Raw genomic sequence first — 16,915 nt, forward strand, 5'->3', positions numbered from 1 at the left:
CTTTAGTTCAGCTTTACTTAGAGTAAAGCTCGACGATCAGGTGTTCGTTGATGTCAGCAGACAAATCAGAACGCTCTGGTAGGCGTTTGAATGTGCCTTCCATCTTCTTGCTGTCTACTTCGATCCAAGTTGGCAGTTCGCGCTGAGCAGCAACTTCAAGAGCTGCTTTGATACGCGCCTGGTTCTTAGCTTTCTCACGAATGCTAATCACGTCGTTTGCCGAAACCTTGAAAGAAGGTACGTTAACGACTTTACCGTTAACGAGAATCGCTTTGTGGCTTACCAACTGGCGTGATTCAGCGCGGGTAGCACCAAAGCCCATGCGGTAAACTACGTTGTCTAGGCGACCTTCAAGAAGCTGAAGCAGGTTTTCACCTGTATTACCCTTGATACGGGCAGCATCTTTATAGTAGTTACGGAACTGCTTTTCCATTACGCCATAGATACGACGTACTTTTTGCTTCTCACGAAGCTGAACGCCATAGTCAGACAAACGGCCGCGACGCTGACCGTGAACGCCTGGGACGTTATCGATTTTACACTTGGTATCAATCGCGCGTACGCCTGACTTAAGGAACAAGTCAGTGCCTTCGCGACGGCTAAGCTTCAGCTTAGGACCCAAATATCTTGCCATGATCTTTCTCCAATATTCTAAGAAACAGCGCTAGTGCGTATTAAACGCGGCGTTTCTTAGGTGGACGACAACCGTTATGCGGGATTGGCGTCGCATCAACAATGTTAGTGATGCGGAAGCCCGCAGCGTTCAGGGCACGAATAGTAGACTCGCGGCCTGGACCTGGACCTTTAACCATCACTTCGAGGTTTTTCAGGCCGTACTCTTTCGCCATTTCACCACAACGCTCTGCAGCAACCTGCGCCGCGTATGGAGTAGACTTACGAGAGCCACGGAAACCTGAACCACCGGCAGTTGCCCATGCGAGAGCGTTGCCTTGACGGTCAGAAATCGTCACGATTGTGTTATTGAAAGACGCATGAATGTGCGCAACGCCATCAGCGACTTGCTTGCGTACGCGTTTGCGTGCACGAGTTGCTTGTTTAGCCATAGTACTTACCTACCCCGATTATTTCTTGATCGGTTTGCGCGGACCCTTACGGGTACGAGCATTGGTCTTCGTACGCTGGCCACGTAGTGGCAAGCTGCGACGATGACGCAAACCGCGGTAACAGCCAAGGTCCATAAGACGCTTGATGTTCATGGAAATTTCACGACGTAGATCGCCTTCTACGGTGTATTTAGCCACACCGTCACGCAATTGGTCGATCTGTTCTTCTGATAGTTCACTGATCTTTGTGCTCTCAGCAATACCGACATCAGCTAAGATAGCTTGAGAGGTAGTTTTGCCGACACCGTAAATCGCAGTCAGTGCGATAACAGCGTGCTTTTGATCAGGAATGTTAATGCCTGCTATACGGGCCACTATTCACTCCTAGTACTTTTCAAGTAGAACCGCTGCAGAGCCCGTCGAGGATACGCAGCGGCATAACCACTTCTTTTGCACATACAAAAGGTGGGCTGGCTAATGTAGCCAGCCTGACCTCATTTTGCAAGAAAAATATTCTGCTATTAGCCTTGGCGCTGCTTGTGCTTTGGCTCACTGCAGATCACACGAACGACACCGTTACGCTTGATCACTTTACAGTTACGGCAGATTTTCTTAACGGAAGCACGAACTTTCATTGCTAAACTCCGTAAATAGACAACCTATTAGCGGCCGTAGCCTTTGAGGTTGGCTTTCTTCAACACGGACTCATATTGTTGAGACATCAAATGAGTCTGAACTTGAGCCATAAAGTCCATGATCACGACTACTACGATAAGTAGTGACGTACCACCAAAGTAAAAGTGGACATCCCACGCAATCATCATGAACTCGGGGATCAGACAGATAAAGGTAATATACATAGCGCCTGCGAGGGTTAACCGTGTCATTACTTTATCAATGTATTTAGCAGTCTGCTCACCCGGGCGAATACCAGGTACGAACGCTCCTGACTTCTTCAAGTTATCTGCTGTTTCACGTGGGTTAAATACCAACGCTGTATAAAAAAAGCAGAAGAAGATAATCGCTGCCGCATAAAGTATTACGTACGCTGGTTGCCCCGGACTCAGTGCCAATGACACATCGGTTAACCAGCTTGTCTGATCACCCTTACCAAACCAGTTAGCAAGCGTGCCAGGGAACAAAATAATACTTGATGCAAAAATCGCAGGAATAACGCCTGCCATGTTGATCTTAAGTGGCAGGTGCGTGCTTTGCGCTGCAAAGACACGGCGACCTTGTTGCCGTTTGGCGTAATTAACGACGATACGACGTTGACCACGCTCCATAAAGACCACAAAGTAGACGACCGCCAATACGATCACTGCGATACCTAGCAAGAGAAGCGGAGACATGTCGCCTTGACGCGCTTGCTCTATTGTCTGTCCAATTGCGGGTGGCAGACCCGCGACAATCCCGGTGAAAATAATCAGCGAGATACCGTTACCTATACCACGTTCAGTAATTTGCTCACCTAACCACATTAAGAACATGGTACCTGTGACCAAACTGACTACCGCAGTGAAGTAAAATGCAGGACCTGGATTAATCACCAGACCTGGCATCATACTCGGTAACCCAGTCGCGATTCCAATTGCTTGGAAGGTTGCCAACACCAACGTGCCGTAGCGGGTGTACTGGTTAATCTTACGACGACCAGACTCACCCTCTTTCTTCAACTCCGCTAATGCGGGGTGAACGACTGACAAGAGCTGGACAATAATCGATGCCGAAATATACGGCATAATGCCCAATGCCAGTATCGAAGCACGCTCAAGGGCACCACCAGAGAACATGTTAACCAAGTCAATGATGGTCCCTTGTTGCTGTTCGAACAGATCGGCAAGTACAGCAGCGTCAATACCAGGAATTGGCACAAAAGAGCCGGCACGGAATACCAATAATGCCATAGCTACAAAAAGTAAACGACTTTTCAGCTCCGCAACTCCGCCCTTTGCACTACTGAAGTTTTGTCCTGGTTGTTTTGCCATCTGTACCTCGTCCTCGAGCTAAATTATTCCTCGATTTTACCGCCTGCAGCTTCGATTGCCGCTTTAGCGCCTTTCGTGACACGAACACCTTTTACAGTCACTGCGCGAGCGATCTCACCAGACAGTACGATTTTCGCCGTACGCGTGTCTTGTGCGATCACATTCGCTGCTTTTAGTGACTCTAGGCTTACCACGTCACCGTCAACTTTCATCAGTTCGCCTAGACGAACCTCAGCAGACGTTAGGCCTTTACGCGAAGTAAAACCGAATTTTGGCAGACGCTGTTTCAAAGGCATTTGACCGCCTTCGAAACCTGGGCGTACTGAACCACCTGAACGTGATTTCTGACCTTTGTGACCACGGCCACCAGTTTTACCCAAGCCAGAACCAATACCACGGCCTACACGCTTCGCAGAAGGCTTTGAGCCTGCAGCCGGAGATAGAGTATTCAAACGCATGTGATTACTCCTCCACTTTAACCATGTAGTTGACTTTGTTGATCATACCGCGAATACACGGTGTGTCTTCAAGTTCAACAGTGTGGTTGATGCGACGTAGGCCCAAGCCACGCAGGGTCGCTTTGTGTTTCGGCAAGCGGCCGATAACGCTACGAGTCTGAGTTACTTTAATTGTCTTAGCCATGTCGATTACCCCAGGATTTCGTTAACAGGCATGCCACGCTTAGCAGCTACCATCTCTGGAGACTTCGTACCACCCAAACCATCGATCGTTGCACGAACAATGTTGATTGGGTTGGTCGAACCGTATGCTTTCGCCAGAACGTCTTGAACGCCTGCTACTTCAAGCACGGCACGCATCGCACCACCTGCGATGATACCTGTACCTTCTGATGCTGGCTGCATATACACTTTAGAACCAGTGTGGCGGCCTTTAACAGCGTGGTGCAGAGTACCGTTATTCAACGCGACCGTAGTCATATTACGACGCGCTTTTTCCATTGATTTCTGGATCGCAGCAGGTACTTCACGGGCTTTACCGTAACCGAAACCTACGCGACCGTTACCGTCACCAACCACTGTTAGGGCAGTGAAGGTAAAGATGCGACCACCTTTAACCGTCTTAGATACACGGTTTACAGCGATCAGCTTCTCATGCAAATCACTTTGTTGTTTATCGTTAGCCATCTTCCACCTACCTTAGAATTTCAGACCAGCTTCACGGGCAGCATCTGCCAGTGCAGCCACACGGCCGTGGTATTGGAAACCGGAACGGTCAAAAGCAACGGCTTCGATGCCTTTTTCCTTCGCTCGCTCAGCAATGATCTTACCCACGGCTGCAGCGGCGTCTTTGTTCCCGGTGCTCTTAACTTGTTCACGGATCGCTTTTTCTACGGTAGAAGCGGCGGCGATAACTTCCGCGCCATTACCAGCGATAACCTGTGCGTACACATGACGTGGAGTACGGTGTACCACCAGGCGAGTCGCACCCATTTCCGCGATCTTGCGTCGTGCTTTGGTCGCACGACGGATACGAGATGCTTTCTTATCCATAGTGTTACCTTACTTCTTCTTAGCTTCTTTAGTACGCACAGCTTCGTCAGCGTAACGAACACCTTTACCTTTGTAAGGCTCTGGCTTGCGGTATGCGCGGATTTCAGCAGCAACCTGGCCAACTGCTTGTTTATCAGCACCGCTGATAACAATTTCAGTTTGGCTTGGGCACTCTGCTTTTACACCCTCAGGTAGAACGTGTTCTACCGGGTGAGAGAAACCAAGTGTCAGGTTAAGTTTGTTACCGGCAATGTTTGCGCGATAACCAACACCTTTCAGGATCAGTTTCTTGGTAAAGCCTTCTGTTACACCAACAACCATGCTGTTGACCAGTGCGCGCGCTGTACCAGCATGAGCCCATGCTTTAGCGTGTTCCACACTTGGTGCGAAGGTAATGGTGTTTTCTTCTTGGTTTACTGCCACCATATCGTGAAGCGTGCGGCTAAGTTCGCCTTTGCTTCCTTTTACAGTGATGTCCTGACCGTCAAGTTTCACCTCTACGCCGGCAGGAACTACGACAGGTGCTTTTGCAACACGAGACATTTCCTACTCCTTATTACGCTACGTAGCAGATGATTTCACCGCCCAGACCCGCTTTGCGAGCTGCGCGATCGGTCATCAAACCTTTCGAAGTTGATACAACCGCAATACCAAGGCCACCCATCACTGAAGGCAACTCATCTTTCTTTTTGTAGATGCGCAGGCCTGGACGGCTAACTCGTTGGATTTGCTCGATAACTGGTTTAGATTCGAAGTATTTCAACGTCACTTCCAGTTCAGGCTTGGCGTCGCTATTTACGGCGACATCAGCCACGTAACCTTCTGCTTTTAGTAGCTCAGCAATTGCCACTTTTAGCTTTGACGAAGGCATTTTAACAGCAACTTTCTTTGCTGTCTGACCGTTGCGTAAGCGGGTCAGCATATCCGAAATCGGATCTTGCATGCTCATAAGTCTTTACTCCCGTGATTCAATTACCAGCTTGCCTTACGCAGACCCGGAATCTCGCCTTTCATGCAAGCTTCACGAACCTTGATTCGGCTTAAACCGAATTTGCGTAGGTAGCCATGTGGACGACCAGTCTGGTTACAGCGGTTACGCTGACGAGACTTCGCAGAATCACGTGGTAGCGACTGAAGCTTCAGGACGGCGTCCCAACGCTCTTCGTCTGACGTGTTGACACTCTTAATGGTCGCACGCAGGTTCGCACGCTTTTCAGCATAACGAGCTGCGAGCTTCGCACGTTTTACATCACGTGCTTTCATCGATTTTTTAGCCATAACAGTAACCCTTCACCTTACTTACGGAATGGGAAGTTAAAGGCAGCCAGCAGAGCTCGACCTTCCTCATCTGTACCTGCAGTAGTCGTGATAGTAATATCAAGACCACGGATACGATCGACTTTGTCATAGTCAATCTCAGGGAAGATGATTTGCTCGCGAACGCCCATGCTGTAGTTACCACGACCGTCGAACGCTTTCGGGTTCAGGCCACGGAAATCACGGATACGAGGAACTGCGATCGCGATTAAACGCTCGAAGAAGTCCCACATACGCTCGCCACGTAGGGTTACTTTACAACCAATTGGGTAGCCCTCACGGATCTTGAAGCCTGCGACTGACTTACGTGCTTTAGTGATGAGCGGCTTTTGACCAGAAATCGCGGTCATATCAGCAGCTGCATTTTCAAGCAGTTTTTTGTCGTTCAGAGCTTCGCCCACACCCATGTTAAGGGTGATCTTGTCGATCCCTGGGACTTGCATGATGCTTTTGTAACCAAATTGCTTAGATAGCTCAGCTACAACTGTCTCTTTGTAGTAATCATGCAGTTTCGCCATTGTACTACTCCAGAATTACTTAATAGTTTCGCCATTCGATTTGAAAAAACGGACTTTTTTGCCGTCTTCAAATCGGAAGCCTACACGGTCACCTTTACCAGCTGCTGCGTTAAAGATAGCCACGTTAGAAACATCAATTGCGGCTTCTTGTTCTACGATGCCGCCTTGAGTACCCAGAGCCGGAACCGGCTTCTGGTGTTTCTTCACGAGGTTAATACCTTCAACGATAATTTTACCGGTGGGTAGAACCTTAGATACTTTACCTTTCTTGCCTTTATCTTTACCGGCAAGAACGATAACTTCGTCGTTACGACGGATTTTAGCTGCCATGAGATCGCTCCTTACAGAACTTCAGGCGCCAGAGACACAATTTTCATAAACTTCTCGTTACGAAGTTCACGTGTCACAGGGCCAAAGATACGTGTGCCGACTAGTTGCTCGTTCGTGTTGTTCAACAACACGCAAGCATTGCGGTCGAAGCGAATGACAGAGCCGTCTGGACGACGTACGCCTTTACGGGTGCGAACTACCACCGCCTTAAGCACATCACCTTTTTTTACTTTACCGCGAGGAATTGAATCCTTAACGGTAACTTTGATGATGTCGCCAACGTGGGCGTAACGACGGTGAGAGCCACCCAGAACCTTAATACACATTACACTGCGAGCGCCAGAGTTGTCGGCTGCGTCCAGCATACTTTGCATTTGGATCATTGTTAGTGCTCCGCTGTTATTACATCTAGACCCATCTCGGGTCGGGCTGCCTTTTTACAAGGGCGGCGAATAATAACACTATTTTGACCAGATGGGTAGATAAAAAATAAACGGCCCCCCAAATGAGAGCCGTTTGCTTATTATTGTATGAAAAATCGCTTAGATACGTGACTTTTCAACAACGCGAACCAATGTCCAAGACTTTTTCTTAGAGATTGGACGACACTCACGAACCTCAACAGTGTCACCTTGGTTACACTCATTCGATTCATCGTGTACATGTAGCTTACTCGTGCGCTTAATGTACTTACCGTAGATTGGGTGTTTCACAAAACGCTCGATAGCAACGACGATAGTTTTATCGCCTTTGTCGCTGACAACGCGACCTTGCTGAGTGCGGATGTTCTCGCTCATTATGCGTTAGCCTTCTCAGTCAGTACGGTTTTAACACGTGCGATATCGCGACGAACTGCTTTAAGAGTGTGAGTTTGCTGAAGTTGGCCAGTAGCCGCTTGCATGCGCAGGTTAAACTGCTCACGTAGCAGGCCCATTAGCTCTTCGTTCAGTTGCTCAGCAGTCTTTTCACGTAGTTCTTGTGCTTTCATCACATCACCGCCTTAGTTACGAAAGTGGTTTTGATCGGTAGCTTACGTGAAGCTAATTCAAACGCTTCGCGAGCCAGTGATTCAGGAACACCATCCATTTCGTACAGGACTTTGCCTGGTTGGATTTGGGCAACCCAGTAATCAACTGAACCTTTACCCTTACCCATACGAACTTCCAACGGCTTACCAGTAATTGGCTTGTCAGGGAAGACACGAATCCAGATTTGGCCTTGACGTTTAATGTGACGAGTCATCGCACGACGAGCCGCCTCGATTTGACGCGCAGTGATACGACCGCGACCAACAGCTTTCAGGCCATAGGTACCGAAGCTTACGTCAGTACCGTGCGCCAGACCGCGGTTACGACCTTTAAAGGTCTTGCGGAACTTAGTACGTTTTGGTTGAAGCATCGATAGACTCCTTACTTACGGCCTTTACGCTGCTTCTTCGGCTTGTCAGCCTTTTGCTCCACTTCAGCCATTCCACCTAGGATTTCACCTTTGAAGATCCAGGTTTTAATGCCGATAACACCGTATTGGGTGTGAGCAGAAGAAGTTGCGTAATCAATGTCAGCACGAAGCGTGTGCAGTGGCACACGGCCTTCACGGTACCACTCGGTACGAGCGATTTCAGCGCCGCCAAGACGGCCACTTACTTCCACTTTGATACCTTTGGCACCTAGACGCATAGCGTTTTGTACCGCGCGCTTCATCGCACGACGGAACATAACACGACGCTCTAGCTGTGATGCGATGCTGTCGCCAACGAGTTGCGCATCTAGCTCAGGTTTACGTACTTCAGCGATATTGATCTGCGCTGGTACACCGGCCAGTTTTGCAACACGAGCGCGCAGCTTCTCAACATCTTCACCTTTCTTACCGATCACCACACCAGGGCGCGCAGTGTGAATAGTCACACGGACGCTCTTAGCAGGACGCTCGATAACGATGCGAGAAACAGACGCTTTTTTCAGTTCATTGTTCAAGAACTGACGTACCTTAAAGTCGCCGTCTAGGTTGTCAGCGAAATCTTGGTTACTAGCAAACCAAGTGGAATTCCAAGGCTTTACAATGCCAAGACGAATACCATTAGGATGTACTTTTTGACCCATTGCTTTATCTCCTCGTCTCTTAGCGGTCTGCTACAACAACAGTGATGTGGCTAGAACGCTTCAAGATGCGATCGGCACGGCCTTTAGCACGAGGCATAATACGCTTCATGATTGGGCCTTCATCAACGAAGACTTTGGCGACGTTTAGGTCGTCGATGTCCGCACCTTCGTTATGCTCGGCGTTTGCAATAGCAGATTCCAACACTTTCTTAACCAGATCAGCGGCTTTCTTGTCGCTAAAAGTCAGTAGTTCCAGTGCTTGTGCTACGTCTTTACCGCGCACTTGATCCGCAACCAAACGTGCTTTTTGAGGCGAGATACGAGCAAAGCGATGTTTAGCAATAGCTTCCATTTCTTACCCCTTAACGCTTCTTAGCTTTCTTATCTGCGGCGTGGCCGCGATAAGTACGTGTTGGTGCAAATTCGCCTAGCTTGTGACCGATCATTTCTTCAGAAACGAAAACAGGTACGTGCTGACGACCATTATGGACAGCGATGGTCAATCCGATCATCTGTGGGATGATCATTGAACGACGGGACCAAGTCTTTAAAGGCTTCTTGTCACCGCTTTCCACCGCTTTCTCTACCTTCTTCAGCAAGTGCAGGTCAATAAAAGGACCTTTCTTGAGAGAACGTGGCATGGCTTATCCTCTGATAATAATTACTTGTTACGACGACGTACAATGTACTTGTCGGTACGTTTGTTCTTACGGGTCTTGAAGCCTTTAGTTGGCATACCCCAAGGTGATACTGGATGACGGCCACCTGAGGTACGACCTTCACCACCACCGTGTGGGTGATCAACTGGGTTCATTGCAACACCACGTACGCTTGGACGTGCGCCTTTCCAGCGCGCGGCACCGGCTTTACCCAGTTCGCGTAGCATGTGCTCAGAGTTACCCACTTCACCAAGAGTCGCACGACCCTCAGCAAGAACCTTACGCATTTCACCGCTGCGCAAGCGGAGTGTGACGTACGCGCCGTCACGAGCTACGATTTGTGCATAAGCACCCGCTGAACGAGCTAGTTGAGCGCCTTTACCAGGCTTAAGCTCGATATTGTGGATCGTTGAACCCACTGGGATGTTACGCATTGGTAGGCTGTTACCCACCTTAATAGCTGAATCTGCACCAGATTGAATCTGATCACCGGCTTTTAGGCCTTTCGGTGCGATGATGTAACGACGTTCACCATCCGTATACAGTACAAGCGCGATGTTTGCACTACGGTTTGGATCATACTCAAGACGCTCAACTTTCGCTGGGATACCGTCTTTAGTACGTTTAAAGTCAATTACACGGTAATGATGCTTGTGACCACCACCGATGTGACGCACTGTGATTCGACCGTTGTTATTGCGACCACCAGACTTAGAGTTTTTCTCTAGAAGTGGCGCGTATGGTTTACCTTTATACAGATCATGGTTAACCACTTTAACAAGGTGACGACGACCCGGTGAAGTCGGCTTACATTTCATAATAGCCATTTGCTGTTACTCCTCCGTCTTACTCAGCGCCGCCAACGAAGTCGATGTCCTGACCTTCTTTCAAGGCAACATACGCTTTTTTCCAGTCGCTACGGCGACCTTCGCGCATACCTTGACGTTTGGTCTTACCCTTTACAAGAAGGGTACGAACAGACTTCACTTCAACTTCGAACAGTTTTTCAACTGCCGCTTTGATCTCTTTTTTTGTTGCTTCTTTAGCTACTTTGAACACAACAGTGTTGTTGTTTTCAGCAGCCATCGTCGCTTTTTCAGAGATGTGCGGAGCACGCAGAACTTTTAGGATACGCTCTTCAGTGATCATGCCAGCATCTCCTCAACTTGTTTAACTGCATCAGCAGTCATCACGACTTTGTCGAAAGCGATCAAGCTAACTGGGTCGATGGTTTCTGTATCGCGTACGTCAACCTTATAAAGGTTACGTGCTGCAAGGAACAGGTTCTCATCAACTTCGGCAGTGACGATCAGAACATCATTCAACTCAAGCTCTTTCAGCTTAGCGACGAGCTCTTTAGTTTTAGGTGCTTCAACAGAGAAGTTATCAACAACGATCAAACGCTCTTGACGAACCAGCTCTGACAGGATGCTCTTAAGAGCACCGCGGTACATCTTTTTGTTAACTTTCTGAGCATGATCCTGGGGACGTGCTGCGAAAGTGACACCACCGCTGCGCCAGATTGGGCTGCGGATTGTACCTGCACGGGCGCGACCAGTACCCTTCTGACGCCATGGCTTTGCACCGCCACCAGACACGTCTGAACGAGTTTTCTGAGCGCGAGTACCTTGACGGGCACCAGCTGCGTATGCAACGACTACCTGGTGAACCAGGGATTCGTTGAATTCACGCCCGAAGGTAGTTTCGGAAACAGTTAGCGCGTCGGCGCCTTTTACTACCAATTCCATTACTATCTCCTCGACGTTACGCTTTAATGGCTGGTTTAACGATCACGTTGCCACCTGTAGCACCTGGTACCGCACCTTTAATAAGGAGCAGATTGCGCTCAGCGTCAACACGTACGATCTCGAGGTTTTGAGTCGTTACACGCTCAGCACCCATGTGACCTGCCATTTTTTTGCCTTTGAATACGCGACCTGGAGTCTGACATTGACCGATAGAACCAGGAGCACGGTGAGACAAAGAGTTACCGTGGCTCATATCTTGAGTACGGAAGTTCCAACGCTTAACGCCGCCTTGGAAACCCTTACCCTTCGACGTGCCAGTAACGTCTACTTTTTTGATTTCATTGAACAGCTCTACGTTTAGCTCAGCGCCAACTTCGAACTCTTCATCGTTTTCCAAACGGAATTCCCACAAACCACGGCCTGCTTCGACACCTGCTTTCGCAAAGTGACCCGCTTGTGCCTTGTTAACACGGCTTGCTTTCTTCTCGCCTGTAGTGATTTGAATTGCAGCATAACCATCAACTTCAGGCTTACGTACCTGAGAAACACGGTTTGCTTCAACTTCAACTACGGTAACCGGGATAGAAACGCCATCTTCGTTGAAGATACGAGTCATACCGACTTTACGACCGACTAGACCAATCATTATCTACTCCCCCTTAACCCAGGCTGATTTGAACATCAACGCCCGCAGCAAGGTCAAGACGCATCAGGGCGTCAACAGTTTTATCTGTTGGCTCAACGATGTCGATCAGACGTTTGTGAGTACGAATTTCGTACTGGTCACGTGCGTCTTTGTTTACGTGCGGAGAAATAAGAACGGTGAAGCGCTCTTTACGAGTAGGCAGAGGGATAGGTCCCTTAACCTGTGCGCCAGTGCGCTTAGCGGTTTCAACGATTTCCGCTGTAGACTGATCGATCAAACGATGATCGAATGCCTTCAGGCGGATACGGATACGTTGGTTCTGCATGAGACAGAGCTCCAAATTCTAAAATATTTACACAAACAATATCGCCATTCCTTCTCACTAAGGCGAGGGAATGCCGATTAATTTATGTGAAACCGTAGTGCCAAAATTAGGCACATTGTCAGCCATTATTCTATGACTGCGAACATAAGCGGAGTATACATTAAACGAACAGTTTACTGTTCCATTCCTCGATGCTCATTGGTTCACAACTGCGTCGGAAGTCGCAATGACTTAAGCAGTGCCCGGCATTATACCGATACACCATGGCTTTGCAAGCCTTGGTTAAAAATCAATCCATAAAAAAACGCGCATAACCGCGCGCCTTTCTTTTGCACTTAGCGCTAAGCCGTTTCAGGAGATAGACAACATCAACCTTTGTCGCTCGCGTCTTCGATGATTTGGGCTTGGTTATAATTGGCGATACCGACCTTATCAATCAAGCCGATTTGGGTTTCCAGCCAATCGATATGCTCTTCTTCATCATCGAGGATATACTGGAACAGATCGCGCGACACGAAATCACGGATGCTTTCGGTGTAGGCAATCGCTTCTTTCAAGTCTTCGTGCGCTTGCATCTCTAGCGCCAAATCACACTCGAAAATTTCTTGTGTATCTTCACCAATGCGTAACTTGCCTAAATCTTGCAAATTGGGCGTCCCTTCTAAAAACAAGATACGCTCAATGAGCTTGTCCGCATGTTTCATCTCATCAATGGACTCTTCATATTCTTTGTCCGCGATGACTTTTAAGCCCCAGTCTTTAAGCATGCGCGCATGCAAAAAGTACTGATTAATCGCAATCAGTTCATTGCCGAGTACCGTGTTGAGAAACGCTATCGATTTTGGATCGCCTTTCATGGCAAAAGCCTCCTTATGGGTTCTACTTAACAAATGTAGAACCCATAAGGAGGCTGTCAAATATTGACTGCAGGTTAACTCGCTTTTTGTAGCGTGATCAGTTGGCTCTCGTCATATATTACCTCTTTGGCTTGACGGACACATTTACCACATTGCGAACCCAGAGGGGTCAGCTGGCGTAACTCACGGATACTGGTGACGCCTTGCTGACGCACCCAATGCTTAATGGTCTTATCCGACACGCTGTGGCAAATACAAACTAACATCTCTGTCATCTCAAAACATGAACTATAACGAGAATAGTTCGCATTACTCTCAAGGTAAAGGTTTTTTATATAACGCTTGGTTATTGATGACTAACTCATTTATATCAAGTTATCGCGAAAGAAAGCGCAAACAAAAAGGGAGCGCAAATGCGCTCCCTTTGATTGATAAGACAAGATGTCTATCAAATTAAGCGATGATGTTAGCAACAACACCCGCGCCTACAGTACGGCCACCTTCACGGATAGCGAAGCGTAGACCTTCGTCCATCGCGATAGGTGCGATCAGCTCAACAACCATCTTGATGTTGTCACCAGGCATCACCATCTCAACGCCTTCTGGCAGTTCGATAGTACCGGTCACGTCAGTTGTACGGAAGTAGAACTGTGGACGATAGCCTTTGAAGAACGGCGTATGACGGCCACCTTCGTCTTTACCTAGTACGTAGACTTCTGACTCGAACTTGGTATGCGGGGTGATTGAACCAGGCTTCGCCAGTACTTGACCACGCTCTACTTCGTCACGCTTAGTACCACGCAGAAGAACACCAACGTTCTCACCTGCACGGCCTTCGTCTAGAAGCTTGCGGAACATCTCAACACCGGTACAAGTGGTCTTGGTGGTGTCTTTCATGCCCACGATTTCAACGTCGTCACCCACGGTGATGATGCCTTGCTCAACACGACCAGTTACTACAGTACCACGGCCTTGGATTGAGAATACGTCTTCGATTGGCAGGATGAACGGCTTGTCGATTGCGCGCTCTGGCTCTGGAATGTAAGAATCCAGGGCTTCTGCTAGCTCAACAATCTTCTGCTCCCACTGCTCTTCGCCGTTCAATGCACCCAGTGCAGAACCTTGAATTACTGGGCAGTCGTCTCCTGGGAAGTCGTACTCTGAAAGCAGCTCACGGACTTCCATTTCAACCAGCTCAAGCAGCTCTTCATCATCAACCATGTCACATTTGTTCATGAACACGAGGATGTTTGGAATGCCTACCTGACGGCCTAGCAGGATGTGCTCACGCGTCTGTGGCATTGGGCCATCAGTCGCTGCAACAACCAGGATACCACCGTCCATTTGCGCAGCACCGGTGATCATGTTTTTCACATAGTCAGCGTGTCCTGGGCAATCTACGTGTGCGTAGTGGCGGTTTGGCGTATCGTACTCAACGTGAGACGTCGCGATGGTGATACCACGATCACGCTCTTCTGGTGCGTTATCGATTGACGCGAAGTCACGCGCAGCACCGCCGTGTACTTTTGCAAGTACCGTACAGATAGCAGCGGTCAGCGTAGTTTTACCATGGTCAACGTGGCCAATAGTACCAACGTTAACGTGCGTTTTCGTACGTTCAAATTTTTCTTTAGACACGATCGTCTTCCTTCCTAGTTGTGAGTTAAAGGGCTTGGCCTAGTAACTCAGAAGTCAGTGTTTGATGCCGGTCATCGTACCGGCATCTGGACCAAAATAATTAGCTACGCTCTGCAATCAGGGCGTCAGCGATGTTCTTAGGCACTTCACCATACTCGCTGAATTCCATCGAGTATGACGCACGGCCTTGTGTTGCACTACGGAGATCAGTAGCGTAACCGAACATTTCAGACAGTGGCACTTGGGCACGTACGATCTTCAGACCCGCTGGGCCTTCGTCCATACCACCGATCAGGCCACGACGACGGTTCAAGTCACCAACAACGTCACCCATCCACTCTTCTGGCGTGGTTACTTCAACCTTCATCATTGGCTCAAGCATAACAGGTTGCGCGTCATGTGCACCTTTCTTGAAGGCCATTGATGCAGCGATCTTAAACGCCATTTCGTTAGAGTCAACATCGTGGTAAGAACCATCGAACAAGGTCGCTTTAACGTCGAGCACTGGATAACCGGCGAGTACACCGTTTTTCATTTGCTCTTCGATACCTTTCGATACCGCGCCGATGTATTCACGAGGAACCACACCACCCACGATTTCGTCAACAAAGACGAAGCCTTCGTTTGGCTCTGATGGTTCGATCTTCAGCCATACGTGACCGAACTGACCACGACCACCAGACTGCTTAACGAACTTACCTTCGACTTTGGTGCTACCACGGATGGTTTCGCGATAAGCAACCTGAGGCTTACCAACGTTACATTCAACGCTAAACTCACGACGCATGCGGTCAACGATGATGTCTAGGTGAAGCTCACCCATTCCCGAGATCAACGTTTGGCCAGATTCTTCATCAGACTCAACGCGGAAAGATGGATCTTCTGCCGCCAGTTTACCTAGCGCAATACCCATTTTCTCTTGGTCAGCTTTAGACTTAGGCTCAACCGCGATCTGGATAACGGGATCTGGGAACTCCATGCGCTCTAGGATAACTTTTGAATCCATGGCACACAGTGTATCACCCGTTGTCACGTCTTTTAGACCGATGGCAGCTGCAATATCACCCGCGCGAATCTCTTTCACTTCTTCACGCTTGTTAGAATGCATCTGTACGATACGGCCTAGACGTTCACGCTTCTCTTTAACAGAGTTGTAAACCGTGTCGCCTGAATTAACCACACCAGAGTAAACACGCATAAAGGTCAGCGTACCGACGAATGGGTCAGTTGCAATTTTGAATGCCAGCGCTGAGAACGGTTCTTTGTCGTCTGCGTGACGCTCAATTGGGTTACCTAGTTCGTCTTCACCTTTAATTGACTTAACGTCGATGGGTGAAGGCAAGTATTCGATAACCGCATCCAGCACGGCCTGTACACCTTTGTTCTTAAACGCAGAACCACAGGTTGCTAGAACGATTTCGTTATCAAGCGTACGCTGACGTAGCGCTTTCTTGATTTCTTCTTCAGACAATTCACCTTCTTCAAGGTATTTGTCCATCAACTCTTCAGACGCTTCTGCAGCAGACTCAACCAGGAAGTTGTGCCATTCTTCTGCTTGCTCTTTCAGATCATCTGGAATCTCTTCATAGGTATAAGTCATACCCATGTCTTCTTCATTCCAGTTGATCGATTTCATTTTGATCAGATCGATCACGCCCTTGAACTGGTCTTCAGCGCCAATGTTCAAGTGGATTGGCACAGGGTGTGCACCAAGACGGTTTTTGATTTGATCAACAACGCGCAGGAAGTCAGCGCCCGCACGGTCCATCTTATTGACGAAAACCATGCGTGGAACTTCGTATTTGTCAGCCTGACGCCATACGGTTTCAGACTGAGGCTCAACACCAGAAGAACCACAGAAAACAACCACCGCACCATCAAGAACACGCAGTGAACGCTCTACTTCGATAGTGAAGTCAACGTGTCCTGGAGTATCGATGATATTGACGCGGTGCTGTTGGAACTGCTGATCGGAACCGGCCCAGAAAGTAGTGGTCGCAGCCGAGGTGATAGTGATACCACGCTCTTGCTCTTGCGACATCCAGTCCATGGTCGCGGCGCCGTCGTGAACCTCACCGATCTTGTGTGACAGACCTGTATAGAACAGGATCCGCTCGGTAGTCGTGGTTTTACCGGCGTCTACGTGAGCACAAATACCGATATTACGGTAGCGCTCGATAGGGGTTTTACGAGCCACAATAGTATCCTCTTGCTA

General features: G+C 48.7%; 30 protein-coding genes. All 30 read right to left on the reverse strand.

Going from position 1 to position 16,915, the window contains the following annotated elements:
- Positions 1-13: 13 nt before the first annotated feature.
- Entirely contained in the window at positions 14-634 is a 621-nt protein-coding gene (gene rpsD, locus BUQ98_RS09605) for a 30S ribosomal protein S4 (protein WP_074213658.1), read from the reverse strand.
- A gap of 40 nt (positions 635-674) precedes the next feature.
- Positions 675-1,064: a 30S ribosomal protein S11 gene (rpsK, locus tag BUQ98_RS09610; protein WP_021024486.1), complete on the reverse strand. Its 390-nt coding sequence runs from the start codon at positions 1,062-1,064 to the stop codon at positions 675-677.
- An 18-nt stretch (positions 1,065-1,082) separates the two neighbouring features.
- Entirely contained in the window at positions 1,083-1,439 is a 357-nt protein-coding gene (gene rpsM / locus BUQ98_RS09615) for a 30S ribosomal protein S13 (protein WP_021024485.1), read from the reverse strand.
- Positions 1,440-1,585: 146 nt separating this feature from the next.
- A complete protein-coding gene (gene rpmJ, locus BUQ98_RS09620) occupies positions 1,586-1,699 on the reverse strand; it encodes a 50S ribosomal protein L36 (RefSeq protein ID WP_000868186.1) in 114 nt (37 codons plus the stop codon).
- Between the two features lie 27 nt (positions 1,700-1,726).
- Complete coding sequence (secY, locus tag BUQ98_RS09625) at positions 1,727-3,052, reverse strand: preprotein translocase subunit SecY (protein WP_074213659.1); 1,326 nt, start codon at positions 3,050-3,052, stop codon at positions 1,727-1,729.
- A gap of 23 nt (positions 3,053-3,075) precedes the next feature.
- Positions 3,076-3,510, reverse strand: a complete 435-nt coding sequence (gene rplO / locus BUQ98_RS09630) for a 50S ribosomal protein L15 (protein ID WP_074213660.1) — start codon at positions 3,508-3,510, stop codon at positions 3,076-3,078.
- A 4-nt stretch (positions 3,511-3,514) separates the two neighbouring features.
- Positions 3,515-3,694, reverse strand: coding sequence for a 50S ribosomal protein L30 (gene rpmD, locus BUQ98_RS09635; protein ID WP_021024481.1), 180 nt, complete (start codon positions 3,692-3,694; stop codon positions 3,515-3,517).
- Between the two features lie 5 nt (positions 3,695-3,699).
- On the reverse strand, positions 3,700-4,197 hold the full coding sequence (gene rpsE, locus BUQ98_RS09640) for a 30S ribosomal protein S5 (protein WP_074213661.1): 498 nt from the start codon (positions 4,195-4,197) through the stop codon (positions 3,700-3,702).
- 12 nt (positions 4,198-4,209) lie between these two features.
- On the reverse strand, positions 4,210-4,563 hold the full coding sequence (gene rplR / locus BUQ98_RS09645) for a 50S ribosomal protein L18 (protein WP_021024479.1): 354 nt from the start codon (positions 4,561-4,563) through the stop codon (positions 4,210-4,212).
- 9 nt (positions 4,564-4,572) lie between these two features.
- Entirely contained in the window at positions 4,573-5,106 is a 534-nt protein-coding gene (gene rplF / locus BUQ98_RS09650; RefSeq protein ID WP_021024478.1) for a 50S ribosomal protein L6, read from the reverse strand.
- Between the two features lie 13 nt (positions 5,107-5,119).
- Positions 5,120-5,512 (reverse strand): 30S ribosomal protein S8, encoded by a 393-nt coding sequence (gene rpsH / locus BUQ98_RS09655; protein WP_069362266.1) that lies wholly within the window; start codon positions 5,510-5,512, stop codon positions 5,120-5,122.
- A gap of 23 nt (positions 5,513-5,535) precedes the next feature.
- Positions 5,536-5,841: a 30S ribosomal protein S14 gene (gene rpsN, locus BUQ98_RS09660; protein WP_021024476.1), complete on the reverse strand. Its 306-nt coding sequence runs from the start codon at positions 5,839-5,841 to the stop codon at positions 5,536-5,538.
- Between the two features lie 17 nt (positions 5,842-5,858).
- A complete protein-coding gene (gene rplE / locus BUQ98_RS09665) occupies positions 5,859-6,398 on the reverse strand; it encodes a 50S ribosomal protein L5 (protein WP_074213662.1) in 540 nt (179 codons plus the stop codon).
- A 15-nt stretch (positions 6,399-6,413) separates the two neighbouring features.
- Positions 6,414-6,728 carry a 50S ribosomal protein L24 gene (rplX, locus tag BUQ98_RS09670; protein ID WP_074213663.1) on the reverse strand — a complete coding sequence of 105 codons (315 nt, stop codon included), beginning with the start codon at positions 6,726-6,728 and terminating at the stop codon, positions 6,414-6,416.
- Positions 6,729-6,739: 11 nt separating this feature from the next.
- Positions 6,740-7,111 (reverse strand): 50S ribosomal protein L14, encoded by a 372-nt coding sequence (gene rplN / locus BUQ98_RS09675; RefSeq protein ID WP_021024473.1) that lies wholly within the window; start codon positions 7,109-7,111, stop codon positions 6,740-6,742.
- A gap of 159 nt (positions 7,112-7,270) precedes the next feature.
- On the reverse strand, positions 7,271-7,525 hold the full coding sequence (gene rpsQ, locus BUQ98_RS09680) for a 30S ribosomal protein S17 (RefSeq protein WP_074213664.1): 255 nt from the start codon (positions 7,523-7,525) through the stop codon (positions 7,271-7,273).
- Entirely contained in the window at positions 7,525-7,716 is a 192-nt protein-coding gene (gene rpmC, locus BUQ98_RS09685) for a 50S ribosomal protein L29 (protein WP_046074796.1), read from the reverse strand. Before rpmC ends, rpsQ begins: the two co-directional genes overlap by 1 nt.
- A complete protein-coding gene (gene rplP / locus BUQ98_RS09690) occupies positions 7,716-8,126 on the reverse strand; it encodes a 50S ribosomal protein L16 (protein WP_021024470.1) in 411 nt (136 codons plus the stop codon). The genes rpmC and rplP overlap by 1 nt, the downstream gene beginning before the upstream one ends.
- An 11-nt stretch (positions 8,127-8,137) precedes the next feature.
- On the reverse strand, positions 8,138-8,827 hold the full coding sequence (gene rpsC / locus BUQ98_RS09695; RefSeq protein WP_074213665.1) for a 30S ribosomal protein S3: 690 nt from the start codon (positions 8,825-8,827) through the stop codon (positions 8,138-8,140).
- Between the two features lie 19 nt (positions 8,828-8,846).
- The gene (gene rplV, locus BUQ98_RS09700) at positions 8,847-9,179 is read right to left on the reverse strand and encodes a 50S ribosomal protein L22 (RefSeq protein WP_074213666.1); all 333 of its coding nucleotides are present in this window, start codon (positions 9,177-9,179) and stop codon (positions 8,847-8,849) included.
- 10 nt (positions 9,180-9,189) lie between these two features.
- Entirely contained in the window at positions 9,190-9,468 is a 279-nt protein-coding gene (gene rpsS / locus BUQ98_RS09705; RefSeq protein WP_021024467.1) for a 30S ribosomal protein S19, read from the reverse strand.
- Between the two features lie 20 nt (positions 9,469-9,488).
- Positions 9,489-10,313: a 50S ribosomal protein L2 gene (gene rplB / locus BUQ98_RS09710; protein ID WP_074213667.1), complete on the reverse strand. Its 825-nt coding sequence runs from the start codon at positions 10,311-10,313 to the stop codon at positions 9,489-9,491.
- A 19-nt stretch (positions 10,314-10,332) separates the two neighbouring features.
- A complete protein-coding gene (gene rplW, locus BUQ98_RS09715; protein WP_021024465.1) occupies positions 10,333-10,635 on the reverse strand; it encodes a 50S ribosomal protein L23 in 303 nt (100 codons plus the stop codon).
- Positions 10,632-11,234 carry a 50S ribosomal protein L4 gene (gene rplD / locus BUQ98_RS09720; protein WP_074213668.1) on the reverse strand — a complete coding sequence of 201 codons (603 nt, stop codon included), beginning with the start codon at positions 11,232-11,234 and terminating at the stop codon, positions 10,632-10,634. Before rplD ends, rplW begins: the two co-directional genes overlap by 4 nt.
- Before the next feature lie 16 nt (positions 11,235-11,250).
- The gene (gene rplC, locus BUQ98_RS09725) at positions 11,251-11,880 is read right to left on the reverse strand and encodes a 50S ribosomal protein L3 (RefSeq protein ID WP_074213669.1); all 630 of its coding nucleotides are present in this window, start codon (positions 11,878-11,880) and stop codon (positions 11,251-11,253) included.
- Positions 11,881-11,893: 13 nt separating this feature from the next.
- Positions 11,894-12,205 (reverse strand): 30S ribosomal protein S10, encoded by a 312-nt coding sequence (gene rpsJ, locus BUQ98_RS09730; protein WP_002541412.1) that lies wholly within the window; start codon positions 12,203-12,205, stop codon positions 11,894-11,896.
- Between the two features lie 368 nt (positions 12,206-12,573).
- A complete protein-coding gene (bfr, locus tag BUQ98_RS09735) occupies positions 12,574-13,062 on the reverse strand; it encodes a bacterioferritin (RefSeq protein ID WP_074213670.1) in 489 nt (162 codons plus the stop codon).
- A gap of 74 nt (positions 13,063-13,136) precedes the next feature.
- Positions 13,137-13,328, reverse strand: a complete 192-nt coding sequence (bfd, locus tag BUQ98_RS09740; RefSeq protein WP_046074828.1) for a bacterioferritin-associated ferredoxin — start codon at positions 13,326-13,328, stop codon at positions 13,137-13,139.
- A gap of 187 nt (positions 13,329-13,515) precedes the next feature.
- A complete protein-coding gene (gene tuf / locus BUQ98_RS09745) occupies positions 13,516-14,700 on the reverse strand; it encodes an elongation factor Tu (protein WP_074213671.1) in 1,185 nt (394 codons plus the stop codon).
- Positions 14,701-14,800: 100 nt separating this feature from the next.
- Positions 14,801-16,897, reverse strand: coding sequence for an elongation factor G (fusA, locus tag BUQ98_RS09750; protein WP_074213672.1), 2,097 nt, complete (start codon positions 16,895-16,897; stop codon positions 14,801-14,803).
- Positions 16,898-16,915 lie beyond the last annotated feature (18 nt).

It is taken from the genome of Salinivibrio sp. ES.052 (assembly GCF_900141775.1).
In the GTDB taxonomy this organism is placed as follows: Bacteria; Pseudomonadota; Gammaproteobacteria; order Enterobacterales; family Vibrionaceae; genus Salinivibrio.